The organism is Phormidesmis sp. 146-12 (assembly GCF_052939495.1).
This window is the reverse complement of sequence record NZ_JBJPHS010000056.1, coordinates 22490-44690: the sequence shown is the minus strand read 5'-3', so window position 1 is coordinate 44690 and position 22201 is coordinate 22490. Positions and strand designations below refer to the sequence as shown.

Annotated in this window: 24 protein-coding genes and 1 other RNA gene; 12 read left to right on the top strand and 13 right to left on the bottom strand. The window is 48.9% G+C overall.

Features of this window, described 5'->3' with window-relative positions; all coding sequences use genetic code 11:
* Positions 1-41: 41 nt before the first annotated feature.
* The 4 genes from ACKFKF_RS21565 to ACKFKF_RS21550 all read right to left on the bottom strand — a co-directional run bounded on the left by ACKFKF_RS21565 (position 42) and on the right by ACKFKF_RS21550 (position 3473).
* Positions 42-185: a hypothetical protein gene (locus tag ACKFKF_RS21565; protein ID WP_446869616.1), complete on the bottom strand. Its 144-nt coding sequence runs from the start codon at positions 183-185 to the stop codon at positions 42-44.
* Between the two features lie 395 nt (positions 186-580).
* On the bottom strand, positions 581-2614 hold the full coding sequence (gene sir / locus ACKFKF_RS21560; protein ID WP_446869615.1) for a sulfite reductase, ferredoxin dependent: 2034 nt from the start codon (positions 2612-2614) through the stop codon (positions 581-583).
* 221 nt (positions 2615-2835) lie between these two features.
* On the bottom strand, positions 2836-3072 hold the full coding sequence (locus ACKFKF_RS21555) for a hypothetical protein (protein ID WP_446860780.1): 237 nt from the start codon (positions 3070-3072) through the stop codon (positions 2836-2838).
* A gap of 119 nt (positions 3073-3191) precedes the next feature.
* Positions 3192-3473: a hypothetical protein gene (locus ACKFKF_RS21550; protein ID WP_446860781.1), complete on the bottom strand. Its 282-nt coding sequence runs from the start codon at positions 3471-3473 to the stop codon at positions 3192-3194.
* 201 nt (positions 3474-3674) lie between these two features.
* Between ACKFKF_RS21550 and ACKFKF_RS21545 the strand changes: the two genes are divergently transcribed.
* Complete coding sequence (locus ACKFKF_RS21545) at positions 3675-4286, top strand: Uma2 family endonuclease (RefSeq protein ID WP_446869614.1); 612 nt, start codon at positions 3675-3677, stop codon at positions 4284-4286.
* 16 nt (positions 4287-4302) lie between these two features.
* On the opposite strand, the gene ACKFKF_RS21540 is transcribed toward ACKFKF_RS21545, so the two are convergent.
* The 6 genes from ACKFKF_RS21540 to ACKFKF_RS21515 are packed head-to-tail and all read right to left on the bottom strand — an operon-like array spanning position 4303 to position 9746.
* A complete protein-coding gene (locus tag ACKFKF_RS21540; RefSeq protein WP_446869613.1) occupies positions 4303-4905 on the bottom strand; it encodes a Uma2 family endonuclease in 603 nt (200 codons plus the stop codon).
* A gap of 46 nt (positions 4906-4951) precedes the next feature.
* Positions 4952-6637, bottom strand: coding sequence for an NAD+ synthase (locus tag ACKFKF_RS21535; RefSeq protein ID WP_446869612.1), 1686 nt, complete (start codon positions 6635-6637; stop codon positions 4952-4954).
* A complete protein-coding gene (locus ACKFKF_RS21530) occupies positions 6637-6981 on the bottom strand; it encodes a HepT-like ribonuclease domain-containing protein (protein WP_446869611.1) in 345 nt (114 codons plus the stop codon). The genes ACKFKF_RS21535 and ACKFKF_RS21530 overlap by 1 nt, the downstream gene beginning before the upstream one ends.
* A gap of 33 nt (positions 6982-7014) precedes the next feature.
* Entirely contained in the window at positions 7015-7758 is a 744-nt protein-coding gene (locus ACKFKF_RS21525; RefSeq protein WP_446869610.1) for an NUDIX hydrolase, read from the bottom strand.
* Complete coding sequence (locus ACKFKF_RS21520) at positions 7722-8366, bottom strand: nicotinate-nucleotide adenylyltransferase (protein WP_446869609.1); 645 nt, start codon at positions 8364-8366, stop codon at positions 7722-7724. The genes ACKFKF_RS21525 and ACKFKF_RS21520 overlap by 37 nt, the downstream gene beginning before the upstream one ends.
* Before the next feature lie 30 nt (positions 8367-8396).
* Complete coding sequence (locus ACKFKF_RS21515; protein WP_446869608.1) at positions 8397-9746, bottom strand: nicotinate phosphoribosyltransferase; 1350 nt, start codon at positions 9744-9746, stop codon at positions 8397-8399.
* A gap of 647 nt (positions 9747-10393) precedes the next feature.
* Here ACKFKF_RS21515 and ACKFKF_RS21510 point away from each other — a divergent pair.
* From ACKFKF_RS21510 to ACKFKF_RS21480, 7 genes are all read left to right on the top strand, one after another.
* The gene (locus tag ACKFKF_RS21510) at positions 10394-10546 is read left to right on the top strand and encodes a hypothetical protein (protein ID WP_446860790.1); all 153 of its coding nucleotides are present in this window, start codon (positions 10394-10396) and stop codon (positions 10544-10546) included.
* A gap of 247 nt (positions 10547-10793) precedes the next feature.
* On the top strand, positions 10794-11486 hold the full coding sequence (locus ACKFKF_RS21505; protein WP_446860791.1) for a hypothetical protein: 693 nt from the start codon (positions 10794-10796) through the stop codon (positions 11484-11486).
* Between the two features lie 36 nt (positions 11487-11522).
* An RNA gene (gene rnpB / locus ACKFKF_RS21500) (RNase P RNA component class A) lies at positions 11523-12011 on the top strand.
* Between the two features lie 423 nt (positions 12012-12434).
* Positions 12435-13049 carry a hypothetical protein gene (locus ACKFKF_RS21495; protein WP_446860792.1) on the top strand — a complete coding sequence of 205 codons (615 nt, stop codon included), beginning with the start codon at positions 12435-12437 and terminating at the stop codon, positions 13047-13049.
* Positions 13050-13127: 78 nt separating this feature from the next.
* Complete coding sequence (rnc, locus tag ACKFKF_RS21490; protein ID WP_446860794.1) at positions 13128-13850, top strand: ribonuclease III; 723 nt, start codon at positions 13128-13130, stop codon at positions 13848-13850.
* 45 nt (positions 13851-13895) lie between these two features.
* Positions 13896-14939, top strand: coding sequence for a Gfo/Idh/MocA family protein (locus ACKFKF_RS21485; protein WP_446869607.1), 1044 nt, complete (start codon positions 13896-13898; stop codon positions 14937-14939).
* Between the two features lie 363 nt (positions 14940-15302).
* Positions 15303-15479 (top strand): Uma2 family endonuclease, encoded by a 177-nt coding sequence (locus ACKFKF_RS21480; protein ID WP_446869606.1) that lies wholly within the window; start codon positions 15303-15305, stop codon positions 15477-15479.
* A 90-nt stretch (positions 15480-15569) separates the two neighbouring features.
* Here the strand turns inward: ACKFKF_RS21480 and nusA are convergent, their stop codons facing one another.
* The 3 genes from nusA to ACKFKF_RS21465 all read right to left on the bottom strand — a co-directional run bounded on the left by nusA (position 15570) and on the right by ACKFKF_RS21465 (position 19627).
* Entirely contained in the window at positions 15570-16901 is a 1332-nt protein-coding gene (nusA, locus tag ACKFKF_RS21475; protein ID WP_446858793.1) for a transcription termination factor NusA, read from the bottom strand.
* Between the two features lie 61 nt (positions 16902-16962).
* Positions 16963-17427 (bottom strand): ribosome maturation factor RimP, encoded by a 465-nt coding sequence (gene rimP / locus ACKFKF_RS21470; protein WP_446858792.1) that lies wholly within the window; start codon positions 17425-17427, stop codon positions 16963-16965.
* 274 nt (positions 17428-17701) lie between these two features.
* Complete coding sequence (locus tag ACKFKF_RS21465; RefSeq protein WP_446869617.1) at positions 17702-19627, bottom strand: iron uptake porin; 1926 nt, start codon at positions 19625-19627, stop codon at positions 17702-17704.
* A gap of 455 nt (positions 19628-20082) precedes the next feature.
* Here ACKFKF_RS21465 and rpmI point away from each other — a divergent pair, with 455 nt between their 5' ends.
* From rpmI to ACKFKF_RS21445, 4 genes are all read left to right on the top strand, one after another.
* The gene (gene rpmI, locus ACKFKF_RS21460; protein WP_446858791.1) at positions 20083-20280 is read left to right on the top strand and encodes a 50S ribosomal protein L35; all 198 of its coding nucleotides are present in this window, start codon (positions 20083-20085) and stop codon (positions 20278-20280) included.
* A 62-nt stretch (positions 20281-20342) separates the two neighbouring features.
* Entirely contained in the window at positions 20343-20693 is a 351-nt protein-coding gene (gene rplT, locus ACKFKF_RS21455) for a 50S ribosomal protein L20 (RefSeq protein WP_446858790.1), read from the top strand.
* Positions 20694-20698: 5 nt separating this feature from the next.
* On the top strand, positions 20699-21490 hold the full coding sequence (locus tag ACKFKF_RS21450) for a transporter substrate-binding domain-containing protein (RefSeq protein WP_446869605.1): 792 nt from the start codon (positions 20699-20701) through the stop codon (positions 21488-21490).
* A 30-nt stretch (positions 21491-21520) separates the two neighbouring features.
* Positions 21521-22048: a tetratricopeptide repeat protein gene (locus ACKFKF_RS21445; protein WP_446858788.1), complete on the top strand. Its 528-nt coding sequence runs from the start codon at positions 21521-21523 to the stop codon at positions 22046-22048.
* Positions 22049-22201: the final 153 nt, after the last annotated feature.

The window sequence follows — 22201 nt, the reverse complement described above, 5'->3', positions numbered from 1 at the left end:
GAATTTACTGTCCTCTCTTGCATTCCAGCTTCCTAGTTTTGTCAGTCAAGCAGGGCATAGGCGATATGTGACGAGCGATGCTCTCCAAGGTTCGCCAAAATTGCTTCAAACTCCTGCCACGAGACAGGCTGAAGCGTTACTTTTTGCCCTGGTTCTAGATAGAGATTGATTGGAGTAGCTAACATGTTTGCTCACCCAATGTTTAAAGCTGAAGGAATTTTGAAGGGCGATCGACCACCGATAAAATTGGAAATCAACTGGATTAACGTGAATTCGATGAAATCTTTCGCTGCGGTTGTGAATCGAGGCAGCCCCCTAAATCCCCCACGAGTGAGGGACTTTGAACCCAAGATCTTGTCTGAAAGTCCCCCAATTTTGGGGGGTTGGGGGGCAGAAGCGCTGAAGAACGAAGCAAAAAAACCTCATCGAATTCACGTTGGATTAATGTGAGTTACATCAAGTTCTTTCGCTTCGATGTGGAGAGCTTCTGACCCCCAATTTTGGGAGACTTCCGGATAAGAGTTTCGGCTCAGAGTCTCTTACGTGTGGGGGATTTAGGGGGCTGCTAATTGATCGCGATCTAAGGCTCGATCGGCGGCAAATAAGCGTCTAACGCCTCAGCAACCAGTTGAGTAATCGGTTTGTTTTGCTGGACAGAGGTTTGCTGAAGACGGAGATAAACTTCGCGCTGGATGCTGACTCGTGGAATTCGATTGCGTTTGGGCTTGGCAAGAACTTCCTCAGACATCTCCTGGGCCACGACGGTATCTTCTACAGAATCTTCGGCGGCGGATTCTAGAGACGTTTCTGCCACAGCCGTATCTTCGAGTGAATTTTCAATCATGGGTTCTGAAAGTTGGTAACTGCTGACAAATTGACGAATCTGATCGAAACCGAGGCGATCGCAAAAATCACCAAAGCTTTCTCCCAAACTACGCGATTTCTTGAATAACACAAAAATGGGTTCTAGCTCAGTTTCTAGATTATCAATGTGCAGCTTTTCGATGTAGGTTTGTGACAGTCGCGTTTGGTTGGGCGCAGCGCCAAGCCAAATTTGATAAGTGTCTGGGCCGTTGCCAACAAATCCCAGTTCTGCGAGGTAGGGGCGGGCGCAACCATTGGGGCAACCTGTCATGCGAATGATGAAATGCTCGTCGGGAAGCCCAACTTTGGTGAGGAGCGATCGAATCCGTCCCAAAATGCTGGGGATGACTCGTTCTGATTCCGCCGTCGCCAGTCCGCAAGTGGGCAAAGCAGGACAAGCCATCGAGTAGCGGACTAAAGGATCAATCTCTTCGACAGACTTGATGCCGCAGCGAGTCAGAATGGCTTGAATTTCGTCCTTTTGAGCGGGATCAATTTCGTAAAAAATCAGGTTTTGGCTGGGCGTGACCAACATTGGCAAATTGTATGTTTCAACAATCTCGCGCAGTGCCGTCTTGAGCTGAAATGATCCTTCATTTTTGACGCGACCGTTTTCAACCGAAATGCCTACAAACAGCTTGCCGTCTCCCTGTTCTTGCCAGCCGAGAAAGTCGAGATACTCAAATTTGGGCAGAGGTTTGAATGGCTCCAGCTTTTTACCAAAGTATTCTTCGACCTTGGCGCGAAACTTTTCGACTCCCCAATCTTCGATCAGATATTTCATGCGGGCGTGACGACGATCGCTGCGATCGCCATAATCTCGTTGAGTCGCGACGATCGCTTTCACGGCATCATACACATCGTCTTTGGCGACATAGCCAATCTCATCCGCAATCCGAGGAAAGGTTTCTTCTTTGTTGTGGGTTTTTCCCAATCCGCCACCCGCAAAGATGTTGAAGCCTTCGAGTTCGCCCTGATCGTTGGTGATGACGACGAGACTGACATCTTGAGAATACAAATCGACCGAGTTATCACCAGGCACCGTCACCGCAATTTTGAATTTGCGAGGCATGTAATGTTTGCCATAAATCGGTTCGGGGTTGTCGTGAACGATCTTTCCAGTCCCATTTTTTTGACGAGCCGCGACGACTTCAGGATTCTCTTCGGCTGAAATGAATCTCTCACCATCTAGCCAAATTTCGTAATAAGCGCCTGTTTGAGGAGTCAACAAATCGGCAATTCGATGCGAATACTCGTAGGCAAACTGGTACTCAGGACGATTTCTAAAGGGAGCCGGAGGAGCCATGACGTTACGATTGACATCGCCACAAGCGCCCAGTGTATTCCCCAAGTTGCGAACGATCGCGGCGATCGCTGCCTTCAAATTCTTCTTGAGAATGCCGTGAAGCTGGAACCCTTGGCGTGTCGTAGCTCGAATCGTCTGATTGCCGTACTCATTGGCAATATCATCCAACGCTAGATAAAGCTGAGGAGGAATAAAGCCACCTGGACTGCGGGTTCTGAGCATCATTTGATAGTCTTTTTCTTGCCCCTTCACCCGATTGTCGCGGTTGTCTTGCTGGTAGGAGCCGTGAAACTTGAGGATCTGGATGGCATCCTCGGTGAAATGGGTCGTGTCGAGGAGAAGTTCAGACGCGACGGGTTCCCGCAAAAAGTCACTGCGATCTTTGAGTCCTTCGACTTTAGAAAGCTTGCGGGCGGTGGAATTGGGTGTCGAAGATAGTACCATTGCGCTGCGATCGTGAGGAGGTAGGTTGAGACAGGAGTGGGCAACGAGTCTGCTGGCTTTCGCTCACTCATCACCCATGACATGATTAGAAATTTTTGTTTCCCAGTATATCGGTCGGAATTCTGAGGAATCACTTTATCCTATCATCGCACTCTACTTTATCGGGTGATCGAGTCGAAATGGCGATCGCGCTAAATGATTTAAGACTAATTCTGGTTCTTTTAGTTGTAAATCGACCGCTGGGGGTATGACGGGAGCGATCGGGCTTCATCTAAATCGTTCTTGGTAGGAACCATCTCGTAGACAATTTCAAATTCGCCATCTGGGTCAAGGGTTTGAATTGCTTTCAAATATTCTTCCGCGTGGGGGCGACGACGAAATCTCTCAATCAATTGACGCTGAAAATTGGGCAGGCGACGATAAATTACCCACGGCTTGAGCGAGTCTTGATAACTCATATTTTGGAGGTCATGAAAAATAGTTGAACTCTCTGACAATAAAAAACCCCTGAGTTGGGGTCAAGAGTTTTGGATGAGAGTTTCCAGTAAAAACTTGGAGAATAGTGCAATAATAAATTTTATGAATCTTCTAGCTGTTGCAAGACGGCCTGAAAGATTTCGCGTTGACTCCTTCCGCCTTCCTCTAGCATTCGTTTGATAGTCATGGCATAGCCCAGAGTATTTTCGTATTGGTCAGGCATCCCAGGGAAATCGACTCCTGAACCCCAGCGCTCAACCGTGTCTTCTTCTAAGCCGATCACGCGGGAAAGGAGTTTTACGCATTGTGTACGGTAACCTCTGGCTTTCTCGTCTTCTTCACTGACGTTGAACCACAGGCGGCAAAATTGTCTCGGCTTCATCTTGTTCGGCAAATCATGCGGACTAAACGATGATCTACCTGTACCCTTTAACCTCAAGATTGGATACCTGCTTAGTGGAAGGATTAAGGCTAACTTATCACAAATCTTGAAGCATTTTGATGGAAGTATTCCAGCATTAATATAAAATCTTTTGGTTCGCGTTATCGTAATATCAGTTGAAAAATCAGAGAGGCAAGCAGCATGTTTCAAGCTTCGCCAAAGTTCATGAGTTTTGAGGAGTTTGTAGCGTGGTATCCCGATGGAGAAGGGCGCTACGAGCTTTATAGAGGAGGCGTAATTGAGATGTTGCCAACAGGTGATCACGAAGAAGTGACCGCGTTTACCACAGGTGAGTTGTTTCTGGAAATTCGGCGACTGCAATTGCCCTACATCATTCCCAGAACCTACCTTGTGAAGCCTCCCGGTGAGGACACTGGCTATCAACCAGATATTCTTATTTTGGACAAGGCAGCGCTTGAAGACGAGCCACGCTGGAAAAAATCATCGACGATCGAACAGGGCAAATCGATCAAACTCGCCGTAGAAGTGGTCAGCACCAACTGGGGCACCGACTATGGGCGTAAGGTGACCGACTACGAGCAAATGGGCATTCCTGAGTATTGGATTGTCGATTTCAAAGGACTGGGCGCAAAGCGATATATTGGCTCTCCCAAACAGCCGACCCTCTCGGTTTATCAGCTAGTTGAAAATGAGTATCAAGTGCAACAATTTCGAGGAAAAGACCGAATAATTTCCGATACCTTTCCAGAATTAACATTAACCGCAGCACAAATTTTCTCAATAGAAACTTAGACAAAATGTCGCTTTTCTAAATGCCTGCTTTTAAGATCTCTTCAGCCGTTAACTGCAAATTTTGAAGGATTTCAAGCTGAGATTGAACTCGTGCTGCTTCGCAGATACCGCAAGGGTCGCTCCCTCGAAATTCCTTTATTTCATAAGCTCCATTCATTAGTTCACAGACCGACACCACCTGAGTTTCGGGATCAATAATCCAATATTCAGGAATGGCGATCGCTCCATATTGTCCCAGTTTTGCAATGTAATCACGATCTCGCTGCAAGTCGCCAGGGCTAACCACTTCAACCACCAACAAAGGAGGAGCCATTGACAGACGAATGGTATTGCGCCGCTCCAGTTGTGCAATGTGTTCCTCACGAATAATGGTCAGGTCTGGAAATCGATTCCGAGGTTCACCCATCACTTCAACTTCTAAACCATGAGGTCTAACTCTCAGATATCCTACGATCGCAGCAAGTTGAATTGTCAGAAAAACTGCAATCCCAACATTAAATCCTGACTCTGGCGGCACTTCAATTAACTCCCCATTGAATAATTCATACACATTGTCCGTTCCATCGTCGTAGCCAAGATATTCCTCAAAACTTGAAAACCTCTGCTTAGTTTGAGTCATATTCGCTTTATCCAGGTGATGTTTGTGACTTACTAAATCCTACTCGTTAATAGGAGGTTTGTTTGCTGGCGATCGGCATTCTCCAACCTGTGCCAAACGCGCGATCGGTAATCTTAATTCCCGGAGGAGCTTGTTTGCGTTTGAATTCAGCAATTGTAATTAGCTTGACCACGCGATCGACCACCGTTGCATCATGTCCAGCAGCGATAATTTCTGTGGCAGATTGATGTTGATGAATGAAGCGATCGAGAATATCATCTAACACTTCATAAGGCGGTAAAGAATCCTGATCGACCTGTCCAGGTTTCAATTCGGCGCTGGGTGGTTTGGTCAAAATGTTGGTAGGAATTAGTTCCGATGAACTTCGACAATTGAGCCATTCACAAATTGAATACACTCGCGTTTTAGGGACATCAGCGATCGCCGCCAATCCCCCATTCATATCGCCATACAGCGTACAATAACCCACCGCCATCTCAGATTTGTTGCCTGTCGAAATCAATAGATACCCAAATTTATTCGCAATTGCCATTAACAAAGTGCCGCGAATTCTAGATTGAATGTTCTCTTCGGCAACACCAAACGACGTTCCAGCAAAGAGTTCTTCTAGCGTTTGATCATAGGCATTCATCAAATGTTCGATCGGTAACTTTTGAGTTTGAATTCCTAAATTTTGCGCCAGTGCCAAAGCATCCCCAACTGAATGATCAGAACTGTAGGGCGATGGCATGAGAATTCCTAACACGTTTTTGGCACCGAGAGCAGAGGCCGCGATCGCCGCCACCAATGCGGAATCAATCCCACCACTCAAGCCCAAAACTACTTTAGAAAAACCACACTTTCGCGCATAGTCTCGCACACCCAACACCAAAGCCGACCAAATTTCAGCCTCATCGCAGTCAGGTTCAAGCGCGATCGAACTCGGCGAAAAATCTCGCTTTTCAACATCGTAATCAACCGTCACAAAATCAGCCTCAAATCCAAGAGCGCGACAGATTAAATTGCCCTGACGATCGACAACTACACTACTCCCATCAAAAATTAAATCATCATTTCCGCCGACTTGATTAGCATAGATCATGGGCTGATTAAATCGAATTGCCCCATGCTTCAACATCGATTCGCGTAATTTTTGCTTGCCAACTGTATAAGGCGAAGCAGACAGATTGATCGTAAAGTCAACGCCTCTTTGAGCGAGGTCAGCGATCGGATTCAAGTTATAAGTTCGTTTACCCCAAAACTCTTCGTCATTCCAAAGATCTTCACAGATTGTCACGCCGATATGAATAGACGTTGACCCTAAATCTAATGTGAAATGATTCGCTTCATTGCCTGGTTCAAAGTAGCGATCTTCGTCGAATACGTCGTAAGTTGGCAGCAATCTTTTGTGAAAAATCTGTCGAATCTTTCCCTGTTCTAAAAGTGCCACACTGTTAAAAAGAGGCTTTCCTCCGGTTGTTAGCGATCGCACGTTCAAATCCACCGTTCCCACCAAAACTGCCAATCCAGACGGCAATTGTGTCGCCAGTTTAAGCAACGTTTTAGACATTTCTTCCACAAAGCTCGGATTGAGCAACAAATCACGAGGCGGATAGCCACAAAGAGAAAGTTCAGGCGTTAATAAAAGCCTTGCGCCTTCGTTAGATGCCTGATGTGCAGCGTCTAAAATTCGTTGGGCGTTGCCTTTGAGATCACCGATCGTGGGGTTGAGTTGAGCGATCGCAACTTTCATCAAATATCTCCTTGTAAATTTTGGGCGATCGCTGTAATTTGTGCTTTAAAGATTGGTAAATCTTGCTTAATAACTTCCCAAACTTCATCTAAATCAACGTAGATGTAATCATGGATCAAAACACTTCCTATCCTTTCAATATTTCTCAATGCATCATCAAAGTAAACGCCTTCAGCCTTATTTAATAGATGTTTCACTGCTTTGCTAATAACTTCAAGATTACGAATTGCCGCATCTTGAATTATTCGAGTATTCAGGAACACTTCTCGCCCTTCCAACGTGTAAAATTCGATACGAGAAATTCCCTCTAAAATATCACTTAAGTAAAGACAGTGTTCTCTCATAAGCCGATTCTCACTTTTCGTTCTAACTTTGCTTTAAATAAACACTAATGGCTTGTCCTTTAAAGGAGCAAAAGCCTCGGCATCAAAGCGATATAAACTGGCTGGACGGCCCGCTCCGCGTGAAACTTTGATTCCGGTATCGCAGAGAAAACCTAGCTTGAGGAGGCGCGATCGAAAGTTTGAATAATCCGAAAAATTCTCACCCAAAACGGTTGTATAAAGTTGATAAAGATCGCTCAACGTAAACACTTCTGGCAACACATCAAACGCCACTGGACTGTACTCCAATTTATTTTTGAGGCGATGATGTCCATATTCCAAAATCGTGTTGTGATCAAACGCCAACTGCGGCAACTGATCCAACGGATACCAGGCAATCCCACTCACACCATCGGCAATTAGTTCAGCTTCGGCAAACCGGACTAACGCAAAATAGCTCACCGACAAATAACGCACCCCATAGCTGTCATCAGCTTCACGCGGATCGCGATTTGGCCCGCCAAAGGTATACAACTGCTCTAGATAAAGATTTCGAGCGCGAATCTTCTCCGACAAAATTCGATAAGCTGCTTTCTCCAGCGATTCTCCTCGACGCACCAGCGTTCCGGGCAAACTCCAGCGATCGAGAAACGGCTCCTCCTGACGCATCACCAACAAAACCAACAGCCGATTTTGCGCCGTATCGACCGAAAAAATGGCGTTATCGACTCCAACCCTAAAGTCTGCAAGTGCCTCACCTTTTAATGGATGGGCAGTTTTTCTCTGCGTGCGTGACATCCGTACAGTTGCTCCCGATCGATATAGTCTTGAATCGGCGGGGTGACGCTCTCAGTCTCTCCCTGCTCACGATAGGCGGTCGAGGAAACATCTGGGGCACTGAGATCGGCGATCGTCACATCGGCTCCCATCTGTCTCAAACGGTTTAGATCCTGGCTCACGAGAGAATATCCAGGTCGCGGCACCACCAATAGTTTCACCTGTTTCAGCAGATCTTCGACGCGAAACCACTGAGGTAATTGACTCACCAAATCGGCACCAATGACGAGCGTAAATTCTGCCCCGTTCCAGTGCTGTTGGGCGCGTTCTACGGTGATCAGCGATCGCGGACTGCTCAATTCTGGATAAACCTGTACATTTTGCCTGGGCAAATCCAACTCATGAAGCCTGGGCAAATCCAATTGATGAAGCCTGGGCAAATCCAATTCATGAATCAACAACCGCAGCATCGCCGTCCGATGTTCCAATGCAGTCTGATGCGATTTGAACGGATTGTCAGAAGCCCAAACCGCCACTTCATCAAAGCGATGAGACAGCCACCTCAAAATGGTCAAATGCCCCGTGGTAGGTGGGTCAGCGCTAGTTCCAAAAAGAGCAATTTGCTGCATGGAGGGGAGGATGAGGGATGACAGGAAGTGCTAGGGATGCTTTCGGGTTGTTTCGATGAGATGGGACAGGGAGCCAGAAAGGGTTAGAGGAATAGAATTTGGTTGATTGATGTCACGGGTTTCAGGTGGCAAGCTGATCACAGAAGCGGCCGTACGGTGGGCGATCGTTCCTAAATTTTCCAACTCTTGCAAACGCTGTCCCTGTTTGACTACAAGCTGCATCAGCGGTTGTTCTGAGGCGATCGGTGATTCGTTAACTAAACCTAAACGATCGCTCACCACCCTTCCATTCTCAACCTGCCGAAAAATCTGCTTGCGTCCAGGATACGTGATTTTTCCGGGCGACTCCTTCATCACGGGAATATCATCAATTTCGACCAGTTTATAAACCCCATTCACGGGCGCACCTGTCACCAACTGAGTTCCCAACCCATAGCCATCAATACAGGCACCTGCGGCTTTGAATTCGGCAATCTTCCACTCATCCAGGTCGCCGCTGGCAAAAATCGGAACGCCGGGTAACCATTCGCGCACCTGCTGAGACAGAGAAACCAAATCGCCCGAATCGATACGAATGCCTGCCAAATCAAGTTCGCCCTTTCTAAAAGGTTCAGATAGCTGACGGGCGGCGGCGATCGTGTCATAGGTATCAATCAACAACGGCGCACCCGGAAAGTAGCGATGAAAGGCGGTAAACGCATCTGACTCACTGCCCGCAATGGCACTCAACGCCATCACCAGCGCGTGGGCCATCGTCCCCGTCGGATTACGCCCCAGTTTCACCGCAGCCAATACATTGGACGTTGCATCAAACCCCGCCGCCAAAGCTGCACGAGCCGCCCAGAGAGAAGCCTGCGGACTGAATGCCCGACGAGTGCCAAACTCTAAAAGGGTTGCTTGTGATCCGGCGATGTCTCGCGATCGCGCCGCACGAGTCGCAATCAACGTCTGATAATTCAGGGTATTCAATAAATAGGTTTCGACCAGTTGGGCTTGCCAAAGTGGGGCTTCAATTCGCAGCAAAGGTTCGTTTGCAAAGACAGCCGTTCCTTCAGAAACCGCCCACACGTCTCCCGTAAAACGAGCCGCTCTCAACAGCGTCCAAAACCGTTCTGGAACCTGATCAAACATGCCCGTAGCTCGCAGTGCATCAAGCTGTTGAGAGCTAAAGTGAAGTTTTTCTAAATAATCCAGCGCTTGAGCCAAACCCATCGCAATCAAGTAGCCAAACTTAGCAGGTAAACGCCTGACAGTCAGTTCAAAGCTGGCTCGGCGCTGATCGAGGTTTTCGCCCACGTAGCAAGCTGCCATTGTCAACTGATATAGGTCAGTCAAAAGGCTGTAGTCATGGGGGGCGATCGTTAATTCCGCGTCTTCCACCCGTTTCTCCTTAGATGAATGAGGGTTGTTTTTGGGCTACGGAGGCTCATAGGGCACTAGAAAAACTCCGTTGAAGCCATTCCATAATTATAGTTAAAAAAACCAAAAATCAATAAGCGAAGGTGCAGAAAACTACAAAATGGTTGAGTAAAAAACCTGGAGAAGGCGAAATATACGGCGACTTAGCCCTTCTAAGCGACTCTGTTTATAGTACTTTCTATCAAAACCTCTGGCGATCGCACCAAAAAGGAATCGTAGGAGGAGTATAGAGAAATCACATTAGAAACTGATAGAAATTTAGGCACAAACTTATTGTCTTTAAAGAACGACCCCTTGCAGGTAACTCGAAGAAATCGCTCCTCTCAAATCAGGCTCAAAGCAGCAATTTTTTTGATTGAAATATTAAGAACTAATTGCAAAGCTCGACTCAAGCAAGCCTATTTGTTTTATTTCAGAAACAAAACTCATCCAAAAATATCGAAATATAAACAACTCTCTGAGACGAGTCGATAAACGTAAATAAATAATGTATTTGCGTCCAAATTGAACCGAAATTCATCATAATCAATCACATAGGATCAAGACCACTCAGGATACACAACTCGCTTCAAGCTCACATCCAATCAACCTGTTCAGAGGTGAATTTTATGAGCCTTCCTAAAGTGATTGATGACGTTGTTTCGTACATTTCTGGTGCCATGTCTCGCATTTTTGGCCCCACCGATGACTCTTATCCCGAAACCGGAGTACAACCCTATCAAGGAGATTACAAACACCCCAAAAAGCATCGCTCAGACTGATGAACGTTGAATCTCGTTTGCTCCTAGTTTGTGTCATTCAATTCGGTAGGGAAGAATCAGACTTCTCTGCCGATTTTTTTGCCTTCATAACCTGCTCTTTCCAGGCCCATATCGATTTGACTAAGGGGTCATACCCCTCACTTGGGTGTCCGCTAGACCTCTAACAAAACTGCCTCACAAATCGTTTGAACGCCAGATGAGATGGTATAAGGTCTACAGTCCGTCGTCTTTAGGTTTGGGGTCAACGATGACTGAACTCGACTTTGTGCTTCTTACGGTCTATCTGCTATGCGTCACTTATGTTCTGTACCAAATTGTAGACTCGTTTAACGATGAGTTTCATATCGCCCTAAACGACGACGAACTTAAACAGCACCTTGCCGCCCACAATCTCTCAGAGATCCTTGGCGTTAGCTTCAAATTTGACTCGCACTACGAATTTCACACGCTAAAACAACTCGCCATCAGCATCAACAACAAATCCCAGGATCACCCCATCTACATCGATTGGGACTACTGCTCAATGACGGATCTTGATGGTCGATCGCGCCGTGTCACCCGCCTGCCCCCTGGCACCACCCTCGATCTTTCACAAACCCAAGTGTTTAGTGTCATCGCCCCCGGCAGAACGCTCAAAGAAGCGATCGTCGCTGAGGACATGCTCACCCGCAAAGGCGACGATGGCGCAATGGACATCGCCAAAACCATCATTAATCTGGAGAAGCCAGACCCCAAAAAATCTACAGAAGCCCAGCGAAAACGCTACAAAAACTTCATGGAGATGAAGGAACCTGTAAAATTTTCCCTTTATCTGACCATGCGTCTGACTGGCCCCAACACTATCTCCCCCACGGGCGATCGCACCCAGGTCATCTGCACCTTTACCCTCACCAAACTCGACTGGACAGCCGGCCTCCCTTGGAACCCTCGCAAAAAGTAATCGTTCACCAACTCCGACTAAACTGGAAAATGGAGAAGAGTCAGGGTAGGCAGTTGCGGACGCGGTAGAAGTTTTTTACCCGTCTGAGGAAAGTCCGGACTCCCCAAAGACCAGACCTGCTGGGTAATTCCCAGTGCGAGCGATCGTGAGGATAGTGCCACAGAAAAATACCGCCAGTTGTCAGGCTGAAGGTCAAAGGTAGACGGAAGAACTACAAATTCATCCCTCATCCCTCATCCCTCATCCTTCTCATTGGTAAGGGTGCAAAGGTGCGGTAAGAGCGTACCAGCAGTATCGAGAGGTGCTGGCTCGGTAAACCCCGGTTGGGAGCAAGGTCGAAGGAACAATGGTTGGTCTTTTTCCAGTTCCGAGCTGTCAGAAGGAAACTTTTGGGAGCGCATCCGCTTGAGGCATTTGGCAACAGATGTCCCAGATAGATAACTGCCCTCTGAATGTTTTGCATTCGTGTTTTGCATTCGTGCTTGCATTCAAAGAACAGAACCCGGCTTATGACTGGCTCTTCTCCACTTTGTCGCGACAGTCCGACTTGAGACCATTGCGTTGATCACTTGGGAGCTTTCTATCAAAGAAGTCGCACATTGCGTAAATTTCCCAAATTTAGCCCCATAGCGTCTCGTCGATGTCTGTAATGCCCACCCGACCTTGGGTTAACTTCTTTTGTGGAAATCGCCTTAGAGCCGTTTTTGATTGAATTCACTCCACCCTTTCTTGACCTTTCCATCAACTGCCGCGAAAACTGCTACAAAGCGATCGCCCAAACTTTTTCACCAATCCGCAATTTTCAAGCAGAAATTTAATTTATGTAGATTCCGCAAAGTGGCTGTCGCGATTCGACAAGATGCCTGGAACCTGACTTACGATGAAATCATCAGGAAGTCTACCTTATTCCAGAGGATCGCTGTGCCTACAGATCTGTAGGATAAGCCCGTGAACAGTCAGATTACTACCCTCATCCCCTCCCAACGGTCGGAAGTTGCCCTCACTTCTGAACCCCTTCTAGCGATCAGCGAACAAAAAAAGAGTGGACTGATTCTCTGCAAAGAGTTTCATGCTGAGTTTGCCGGCCCCGGCGCGGCCGTCAGCAGTTTGGCGGAGCAGTGTTACCAAGCTGTGATTGCGATCGGCTCCCCAGAACTGTTGCCCCTCCACACTCTTGAAGGTCGTCGCAGAGCCTATGGGCGGCGCATTCAATGGGGACGCTGGCTCCACAAAATTGTCGAACATCCCGATCCAGCGATGAGAGCCGAGAGACTGCTGGCCGGGTTTGAAGAATTCTTTGGGCGGCAGGTTGTTATTAGCTTACCGAGTGAGGTCTTGGCGCTTTTGGCGGGGGTGTTTCCGGGGACGATCGAGCAAGTTCGTCTTCAGCATTGGCATCTGGGCAAGCTAGAATCGACGGCTTTTTTGCCCACCTCTGATCAGCTAAAAGTTACTACGATTACGCTGGATGCAGCGACGCGAGAAACCTGTGAAGTTCCCCTGTTGACAACGGCGACGATCGGCGAGATTTGCCGCACCTATGAGTTTCTCCGCTCTGCTTGAAAGTAAAAAATGGGCGGTTGGGATGAGGCGTAAGGAGTAGGGTAGAAGAAGACTGTTCTCTCTACACTTGATCGAAGGATGACCTTACACTATCCGCGCCGTCAGCAACAGTTACAAACCCTATTACAACGATTGGGCGTGCTTGAGCAGGCTGCGATTCGCTGGGAGCTGCTAGACCTGGCCCTAACGCACTCGACTGTTTCTGCTGAGGCCAACTATGAGCAGCTTGAATTCGTCGGGGATGCCGTGGTTAAACTGGCGGCGGCTGAGTTTTTACTTGAAACCTATCCCAATCTTAAGGTTGGCGAATTTACCGCAATGCGATCGGTTCTGGTCAGCGATCGTGTTCTCGCTTTGATTGCTGATGAATATGGGTTCGATCGCTATTTGCTGGTTTCTGCGAGTGCGATGGCGGATCAGGCCGGCAAAGAATCTCGTCTCGCAGACTCTCTAGAAGCCGTTCTTGCAGCCCTTTATCTGAGTACTCATACGCTACAGCTAGTTCGCCCGTGGCTCGATCGTCATTTTGAACCCTTATCTGCTGAGATTTTGGCAGACCCGGCGCGGCAAAACTACAAAGCTGCCCTACAAAGTTGGACTCAAGGGCGTCAAAAAGTCTTACCTGAATATCGCACCCAGGAATCTGGGAAAACTCACAACGATCCCGAACGATTTACTTCAGAAGTTTGGCTTCAGGGAAAATGTCTGGGCAGAGGGATGGGGCGATCGCGCAAAGCCGCAGAACAGGCAGCCGCCCAGGTCGCTTTTGTGTCCCTGAGTCAAGAAACGGAGTCCGTTTGAGGGCTGAATGGGAACCGCTCAAAACTCAGAACGTTAGGAACATCAATGTCACATCAAACGAGAATTGCAGTCTTTGGCGTGGGTCGGTGGGGTGTGCATCTGTTGCGAAATTTTTTGCAGAATCCTCGATCGCAGGTAGTGGCAGTGGTCGATCCTCAAGCTGAGAGTCTGGCGGCGGCGACCCAAAAGTTTGATCTAGACAAGCGAACTTTGCTGACAACTGACTGGCGAGAGGTGATGGACTTGGACAGCGTGGAAGGGGTGGCGATCGCAACTCCGGCCGTCACCCACTACCCGATGATTACAGCCGCTCTCAAGCAGGGCTTTCACGTTTTAGCAGAAAAGCCTTTGACCCTGAAGGTCGAGGAATCGTTAGAGCTTTGTCGTCTAGCCGCCCAACAGCAACGGCAACTGGTGATCGATCACACCTATCTGTTTCATCCCGCAGTGCTAACTGGAAAGGACGCGATCCAAAGGTTGGGCGATTTGCGCTACGGGTATGCGGCGCGGACTCATCTCAGCCCGGTGCGACAAGATGTAGACGCTTTGTGGGATCTGGCGATTCACGATATTGCGATTCTCAACTATTGGCTAGGAGAACTGCCCTGTGAAGTGCAGGCAAAGGGTCAGGTTTGGATTCAGCCTCAGTTGGGGCTGCCTGATTTTTCTCAAGGGTTGGCGGATGTGGTTTGGGCGACGCTCACTTACCCCAGTGGTTTTCGCGCAACGCTTCATCTCAGTTGGCTCAATCCTGACAAACAGCGGCGCATCAGTCTGGTCGGGAGTCAGGGGGCGTTAATTTTTGATGAACTGGCAGCCGATCCCCTATGTCTGCATTGTGGACAGTTTGAGAAAAAGGGGCCGCACTTTATCCCAGTTGACCAACGCCGTGAACGTTTGAATCTGCCGCCCGGTGAGCCACTCCAGCAAGTCTGTGACCATTTTTTGACCTGTGTCCAACAAAATCAGCCTTCTCAAATTTCTTCGGGGTGGCTAGGGGCAGAACTAGTGCAAGTTTTGAGCGCTTTATCGGAGTCGATGCGGCAAGAAGGAGCGGCGATCGTCCTCCAGCCCTTCAGTCGGCAGTAAAGCCTAATGTGACGTGAATTCGATGAGAGTTTTTTCGCTTCGTTGTTCACAGCTTCTGCCCCCACCCCCCAACTCTGGGGTACAGGGTGGTTTCGTACACCAAAAGGAAAACCCAGAAGCCTGATTTTTCAGTCTCTGCGAACACTTTGTGGCGCGTAGCGTTCGTAACTTTGAGCGAATCTCAACGAAGGAATCAAAAATCCTCACTATTTTTTTCTTGTATGAAACCACCCTGCTCGCTATCCCCCTCGCCATGCCTGGTGCCGAGAATGATGAACCGCAGAAACACCCATCAGGAAAGACGCTGACCCGCCCCTCGCCCAGGGTCAGGAATACTTTGTAGAGCGGCAATCAAATTCATAAATGCAGGAATATATTGAGAATGGCGTTCGATTGGGTTGGTTGCTCGATCCGCAAACACCGCAAGCTAAAATCTACCGTCCGGGGCAGGCTGTAGAAACAATTCCTTCTCCGATCGTCCTATCCGGTGAAGATGTGTTGCCGGAATTTGTTTGGGATGTGAATCGAGTGTTTCGTTAGCGAATAGCAACGGATTTCGACCACAGACGAAACGAACGAAGATCTGTGAGTCGATCGCTCATTCGTTTCATCCGCTCAAATCTGCTGCCTCTAGACTTCTTCTGCTTCTAGCTCCTCTTCTTGAGGCTCATCGACTTCGGGCTGTTGAGGTTCTTCTGGTTCCTCTTCGTATTCCTCCTCTTCGTATTCCTCTTCGTAGTCGTCGTACTGAGCGGCTTCGGCATCAGCCTTTTCTTGAGCGATCCGTCGAGCTTCTGCGATCGCCGCAATCTTCTGGTTTTCGGCTTCGTAATCGTATTTGGCGATGTCTTTGATGTCAATTTTCCAACCTGTGAGCCGAGCGGCGAGACGGACGTTTTGACCTTCTTTCCCGATCGCCAAACTCAACTGATCCTCGGCCACCAGCACATGAGCCTGCCGACCATCCGGATCGACTAATCGCACTTCATCCACCCGCGCCGGACTCAACGCATTAGAAATGTAAGTAGACGGATCGGGCGACCAGCGAATCACATCAATCTTTTCGCCCCGCAACTCGTTCACCACTGCCTGAATTCGAGACCCCCGCGCCCCAATGCAGGCCCCTACCGGATCGACATCGCGTTCTAACGTATCGACAGCAATCTTGGTACGCGGGCCCACATAGCGAGACGGAGGATTAGCCTCCCGCGCCACCGCCACAATCCGCACAATGTCGTCCTGAATTTCGGGCACTTCGTTTTCAAACAAATAAACGACCAGTCCCGCATCGGCCCTTGATACAACAAGCTGCGGGCCACGATGTGACCCTTCACTCACCTTTTTTAGGTAAACCCTGAATGTGGCGTTGGCTCGATAGTTATCGTTGGGCAGTTGATCCCGCTTGAGCAATTCGGCTTCGACTTCTGGCTGACCAAACCCGCTGGTGACCGCCATGATTACCGATTGCCGTTCAAATCGCAGCACTCTCGCCTGCAAAATTGTGCCTTCTAGCTCCTGAAATTCTTCTTGAACCAGTTTGCGCTGCTGGTCTCGTAGCTTTTGGGCCAAAACTTGCTTGGTTTGAATCGCGGCCATCCGCCCAAAATCGCCTTGTTCAGGGGTGACATCCAGTACGACAGTATCGCCTGTCTGAGCTTCGGCGGCGACTTCCAAAACTTCTTTGAGGGCGATTTGGTGGTCGGGGTTGTTGACCTCTTCGACGATCGTCTTGGTTGCCAACACGCGAAACCCTTCTTCCTCAATGTCTAGCTCGACTTCAAAGTTGTCAAAATAGTCTTCTTCAAAGTTGGGGTTGTCGATGCGTTGAGTGCGGCGAAACCGTTCATAACCCTTCATCAAGGCTTCTCTCAAAGCGGCTTGTACAGATAGTTTGGGCAGATTGCGGTCTCGGCTGATGCCGTCGATCATGTCTTTGAGTCCAGGCAATGCGACCATTGACATAAGAAAATCTCCGTGAGTATTAGATTGTTAGATTGGATAGTCAGGCAAAACAGAAATCAGGCTATTCCTCTCCTTCGGCCAGCAGCACTTTGTCTACCAGTTCGCGAGGAATGGCGATCGTTCGCCCCTTTAAGCTGAGATAGACGGCTTTTTCATCGCGCTTGATCAGGTTGCCCGTCCACTCTGTTTGACCCTGATGGGGTGCAGAGGTGCTGATGATGGCCGGAAAGCCTCGAAACGAAGTAAATTCGCGATCGGTAGTGAGCGATCGTGAAATCCCCGGACTGGAGACTTCCAAAACGTAGGCTTCAGGCATCATTTCAGTTTCGTCTAGTGCCACTTCAAGAGCACGACTCATTTGCTCACAGTCTTCTAGCCCCGTGTCATCCTGCTTGTTTCGCACATCGACCCGTAGCACAGGCGGGCTTTGGTTGGTCTGAAAAACGGCCGCAACGACTTCCAAGCCTAGTGACTCTGCCACGGGTGCAGCGAGGTTAAGGATTTGAGGAATTAAGGGATGCGCCATTTGAATACTGCTCCAAATAAAAAAAGTGGGTCACTTTAGCCCACTCCTCATGAAATGATTTCATGAAATTCGGTGACGAACAGCGAACTGTCCTTCATAGTGATCTAGTTTAGCGGATGAATCTTAGAGTGGCGGGTTTTTTGAGGGATGAGGGATGAGGGATGAGGGGATTTTGGAATGGGTCGATCGATGATCATCTATCTCGACTGACAACTGCTGCGCAAGATCTCATCGAATTCACGTTAGATTACCTTTCATCTCTCATCTCTCATCCCTAGAAGGTAAAAGTCGTCCGAATCACAGGCACAACGACGGTACGACTGCTACTAAAGCCTTCAGGATTGAAGATCACAAACGCACCGGGCGTAATGCTGATGTTGTCATTGACTCTAAAGTTAAAGTAGCCCTCTACCTGATAAGGCGTTCTATCTTCAGGAGAAACGGCCGCATCGCGCACCGCAATCCGATAAAGAGGGCTGCCGAAAATTAGGCCCGCAGAGTTGCCTTTTCTAAACACATCTCTCACCTGAATCCCGACTAACCAACTGAGAAAGTCTGTACCTGCCTCTAAATCCACCAGATCAGCCCGAATGTAACTTGCAGAACCAGCCAGCGTGATCGTCGGGCTAAACTTGAAAGCCACCGTTGCCCCAAAGGTGTTGAGCTTGATGCCCTGGTTAGCCACGCCTCCCAGCAAGCCTAACCCTGTAGAACTGCGTCTCGTAAACTGAGCGAGTTGAGCCGCGTTAAGTCTGGCCGGATCTGGGATGACGGAGCCAATGTCACCCGTTCCTAGCCCGGTGCCCAGAATGTTGATTTGGTGATAGCTGTGGGCGTAGTTGAGACCGATGTCGATCGCGCTCGTCGGTTTGACCGTCAATTGAGTGGCTACTACATAGCTGCCGTTAAAAACGCCTGCCCCCAACGGTGTGCCAGGAAATCCTGCATTGTTCACAACGTTGGCGTTGACGCTGCCATAAAGGGCACGCAGGTCGATCGTGTCTGAGAGATTAAAGATGAATCCCGCAGCAGAAGCCAACCCCGTCTGAGATGTACCACCCGAAACCCGTTGAGCGGCTGGTAACGTTGCAAAGCGAGAAATTGCGCCTTGCCCTTCACTCGCCCAGGGCAAAATTGAGGGAAACGCATCCGACACTTCTGCATTGGTGCCGACAAAGGCAGTAAATTTATTGACGAGTGGGAAGATGTAGAGCAGCTTATAGAGGCTAACAGAATTATTACCGCCTCTCGCGCCCAAGTCTTGCGGACTGACTGTAGGAAACTGCGGCTCAAATCCCAACCGAGTATGACTGGCATTGCCAAACACCGCATCCCCGTAGCCCAAGGTTCCGGCTAGACTGCCGCCGCTTGTGCCTAGAATGCTTGGCCCGCCCCCAAAGTTGTAGGCTTGTAGCCCGGTGATGAGTAAGTCTTTTCCAGAAAAGCTCGTGTTGAGATTGAGCCGAACGCGGTTGTTGAAAACAGTATTAGCATCTCGACCTGCCCGCGCATTTGCTGCCAAGACGGCCGCTGGTGTCGCACCAATTACCCCAGGAGCCAGTGTTAAGTTGCCATTTGTATTGTTGATAAAACCAGCATTGCCGCCTCGATAGGAGCCATACGCTGACGACAGGCTAAAGATAGCTTCTCCGCTCAGTTTGGTGGTGGTTGAGAACTGCTGCTTTTCTAGCGTGGTGGTTCGAGCTTCGAGCGCATCGACTCGACCGCGCAGGGTGGCTAATTCTGCGGCAAATTCTTCTTGAAGCTTCTGGAGCGTTGCCAAATCTTCTTTTTTCACCAGGTCTGCGGTGGCGGCAGCAATTAACTCATTGACACGATCGAGACACGCATTCAGCCCAGCCGCAAATTCAAAGCGAGTCATGGCACGGTTGCCGCGATAGGTACGATCGGGATACCCCGCAATACAGCCATACCGTTCTACAAGGGACTGCAACGCCTGAAATGCCCAGTCCGTGGGGCGCACGTCGGATAACTGTGATACGGAAGTCACCTGATCCATCGCGATCGGGGCGGATGCTTGTGAAAGTTGAGATACCGATGGGGTAGAAGGGGCTGAGGTGGCTTGAGCGATCTCGATCGGCAGCGAAGAGCGAACTTCATTATTCACACGAAGAGTTTGAGAAGATTCAACTGCACTGGCCTCAAGGGAAACTTGTTTCGCAAGCGCGGGCATTCCCATCAAGGGAAGACTTGCCAATAGCCCAATCAGATAAAGGGTACGAGTCAAAGATACTTGCTTTCTGTTCACAATAAATCCTCACCAAAATCATTTAGGAACTGCCTCAAAATCTGTAGTTCACTGACCGCAAAGTGTCGGAAATGGGTTAGATAACCCCTCGATTGCCAATCGACTCGTAACCCTTCAAAAGCTTTTAGCGGCACCGAACCACTCACACCTCACGCAGTCCCTTTGGAGTTTTCCAAAGGGGTAATCGTTCGGGGATCATGTCTGAAGTTAAGAGTGGTTCGTCTACAAACTCTATCTGTCGTAGGGGTCTCAACGGAATAGCCTTAGCCTCAGAAAATTGTGATGATTACAATAGAGGTCGCTCGCATGATTAAATCGTGATGAGTCTTGCGCGATCGCCAAAATTGGCTCTATGATAGAAGGCTGTGTCGAATTAGAGCAAACCCATGCCCAAGCTGAAATCCCGTAAAGCCGCCGCCAAGCGCTTCAGAGCGACTGGAACTGGCAAAATTGTGCGCCGCAACACTCATAGAAAGCACCTCTTAGAACACAAGAGTCCCAGTCGTCGTCGTCGCCTCGCTGGAACGGCGATCGTCAATGAGCGCGATGCAGATAACGTACGGGCGATGCTGCCTTACTTGTAAGGTGATGGGCTTGTCAATTTCTCTAGCCTCAAGACCAGAATCAACATTAGGAAAACTGAACAATGACACGGGTAAAGCGCGGTAACGTTGCTCGCAAGCGCCGCAAAAAAATTCTCAAACTTGCTAAAGGCTTTCGTGGCTCTCATGGAAGTCTGTTTCGTACCGCTAACCAACAGGTAATGAAGGCGCTGCGGAATGCCTATCGTGATCGTCGCAAACGGAAGCGTGATTTTCGTCGGCTGTGGATTACTCGTATTAATGCCGCCGCCCGGATGCACGGATTGAGCTACAGTCAGCTAATTGGCAAGCTCAAAAAAGCTGAGGTTGAAATCAATCGCAAAATGCTGGCTCAGTTGGCAGTGCTTGATCCCGAAGGGTTTGCAAAAGTGCTAGAACTGGCTAAATCAGCTTAAGTCAGATGTCTGGCTCCATTGGGATGCTTAAAGTCATTCCTCAAGTCTTTGGACTCTTTGTGTTAGGGGCGCAGTTGTTGTGGCCCCTTCAGTCGTTGGCGGCAGATTTGCAGACGATCGTGCGCCGGGGACAGTTGATCGTTGGAGTCAAAGACAACTTGCGTCCTTTGGGGTTTCGAGATGCTGAGGGCAAGCTACAAGGGCTAGAGATTGAAATCGCTCAGAGGTTAGCTGAAGAAATATTGGGTCGGCAAAGCGTCACCTTTAAGGTTGTGAATAACCGCGATCGCCTGATGCTTGTCACTGAGGGACAGGTTGATCTCACGATTGCCAGAGTCACCGCTACGTCTTCTCGCTCTAGAATTGTCGCCTTTAGCGCTCCCTATTACTTAGACGGGACTGCTTTGGTGACTAAAAATTCAGGAATTCAGAAAGTCTCAGACTTGAATGGTCAGACGATCGCCGTTCTCAACGATTCCAGTACGATCGCTAGTTTGCGCTATCGTTTGCCTCAAATCAAACTGGTTGGCGTTGATTCCTACCAGGCGGGACAAGAGCTTTTGGAGACTGGAGGGGCGATCGCGTTTGCGGCCGATGCGAGTGTATTGGCGGGCTGGGTTCAAGAGTTTCCTCAATTTCGACTGCTGCCCTTGCGTCTGTCTACCGAGCCGCTCTGTATTGTTCTGCCGAAAGGCGTTCAGTATGATGAATTAAGACGACGCATTGACAGCGCGATCGCTCGTTGGCACTCTGAAGGATGGCTTGAGAAACGGGCCGCCTACTGGGGACTGCCGTGAAACCTTTTTATCATCAGCGAGTGACAATTTATGGATAGCTATCTTCCGATCGTTTACATCTCATTTTTATTAGGGCTACTGGCCATCGCTGGGGTGGCGGTCTTTCGTCAGGTGCTAAAAACTCGTCGGATTGAGAATGCGCTTTCTCGTCTACAAGGCAAACTCAGCAAAGAAAAAGGCACCGCGCTGGAATATTACGAACTGGGCAGTATTTTGTTGGATAAGCGGCTGTATGTGCAGGCGATCGCTCAGTTTCAAAAAGCGCTCAAGACAGGGACGCTAGAAGGTGCAGAGTTGGCGGCGGTCTACAATGCGTTGGGCTTTACCTACTTTGCTCAAGAGCAATATGATCTGGCGATTCGCAACTACAAAGAAGCTTTGAAAGCATCGCCCAACTATGTGACAGGGTTAAATAATCTCGGTCATGCCTACGAACGCAAACAGCTTGCGGCTCAAGCGCTAGAAATGTATGAGCAGGCACTCAGTCACGAACCTACAAACCCAACAGCCAAGCGTCGTGCTGAGTCTCTTCGTAAACGGTTAGTGACTTCTGCGTAAGGAACAAATTCCAGACAGATGCCAATTCGATGAATGTCTTCGCTTTGTTGCTTGGAGCTTTTGCCTCCCAACCTCCTAATTCTGGGGGACTATAAAAACAAAAAATTGGGTGCTGAGTCGCAAAATGACCTGGCACCCATTCTTTTTGGTTGT

Bases quoted from the DNA above. Each gene is read 5' to 3' on its own strand.
- ACKFKF_RS21525 (WP_446869610.1), bottom strand. From the start codon at position 7,758: ATGTCACGCACGCAGAGAAAAACTGCCCATCCATTAAAAGGTGAGGCA.
- rpmI (WP_446858791.1), top strand. From the start codon at position 20,083: ATGCCCAAGCTGAAATCCCGTAAAGCCGCCGCCAAGCGCTTCAGAGCG.
- ACKFKF_RS21510 (WP_446860790.1), top strand. From the start codon at position 10,394: ATGAGCCTTCCTAAAGTGATTGATGACGTTGTTTCGTACATTTCTGGT.
- rimP (WP_446858792.1), bottom strand. From the start codon at position 17,427: ATGGCGCATCCCTTAATTCCTCAAATCCTTAACCTCGCTGCACCCGTG.
- ACKFKF_RS21530 (WP_446869611.1), bottom strand. From the start codon at position 6,981: ATGAGAGAACACTGTCTTTACTTAAGTGATATTTTAGAGGGAATTTCT.
- sir (WP_446869615.1), bottom strand. From the start codon at position 2,614: ATGGTACTATCTTCGACACCCAATTCCACCGCCCGCAAGCTTTCTAAA.
- ACKFKF_RS21485 (WP_446869607.1), top strand. From the start codon at position 13,896: ATGTCACATCAAACGAGAATTGCAGTCTTTGGCGTGGGTCGGTGGGGT.
- rplT (WP_446858790.1), top strand. From the start codon at position 20,343: ATGACACGGGTAAAGCGCGGTAACGTTGCTCGCAAGCGCCGCAAAAAA.
- ACKFKF_RS21565 (WP_446869616.1), bottom strand. From the start codon at position 185: ATGTTAGCTACTCCAATCAATCTCTATCTAGAACCAGGGCAAAAAGTA.
- ACKFKF_RS21450 (WP_446869605.1), top strand. From the start codon at position 20,699: ATGTCTGGCTCCATTGGGATGCTTAAAGTCATTCCTCAAGTCTTTGGA.
- ACKFKF_RS21465 (WP_446869617.1), bottom strand. From the start codon at position 19,627: ATGGGAATGCCCGCGCTTGCGAAACAAGTTTCCCTTGAGGCCAGTGCA.
- rnc (WP_446860794.1), top strand. From the start codon at position 13,128: ATGACCTTACACTATCCGCGCCGTCAGCAACAGTTACAAACCCTATTA.
- ACKFKF_RS21520 (WP_446869609.1), bottom strand. From the start codon at position 8,366: ATGCAGCAAATTGCTCTTTTTGGAACTAGCGCTGACCCACCTACCACG.
- ACKFKF_RS21540 (WP_446869613.1), bottom strand. From the start codon at position 4,905: ATGACTCAAACTAAGCAGAGGTTTTCAAGTTTTGAGGAATATCTTGGC.
- ACKFKF_RS21555 (WP_446860780.1), bottom strand. From the start codon at position 3,072: ATGAGTTATCAAGACTCGCTCAAGCCGTGGGTAATTTATCGTCGCCTG.
- nusA (WP_446858793.1), bottom strand. From the start codon at position 16,901: ATGTCAATGGTCGCATTGCCTGGACTCAAAGACATGATCGACGGCATC.
- ACKFKF_RS21480 (WP_446869606.1), top strand. From the start codon at position 15,303: ATGCAGGAATATATTGAGAATGGCGTTCGATTGGGTTGGTTGCTCGAT.
- ACKFKF_RS21505 (WP_446860791.1), top strand. From the start codon at position 10,794: ATGACTGAACTCGACTTTGTGCTTCTTACGGTCTATCTGCTATGCGTC.
- ACKFKF_RS21550 (WP_446860781.1), bottom strand. From the start codon at position 3,473: ATGAAGCCGAGACAATTTTGCCGCCTGTGGTTCAACGTCAGTGAAGAA.
- ACKFKF_RS21545 (WP_446869614.1), top strand. From the start codon at position 3,675: ATGTTTCAAGCTTCGCCAAAGTTCATGAGTTTTGAGGAGTTTGTAGCG.
- ACKFKF_RS21535 (WP_446869612.1), bottom strand. From the start codon at position 6,637: ATGAAAGTTGCGATCGCTCAACTCAACCCCACGATCGGTGATCTCAAA.
- ACKFKF_RS21445 (WP_446858788.1), top strand. From the start codon at position 21,521: ATGGATAGCTATCTTCCGATCGTTTACATCTCATTTTTATTAGGGCTA.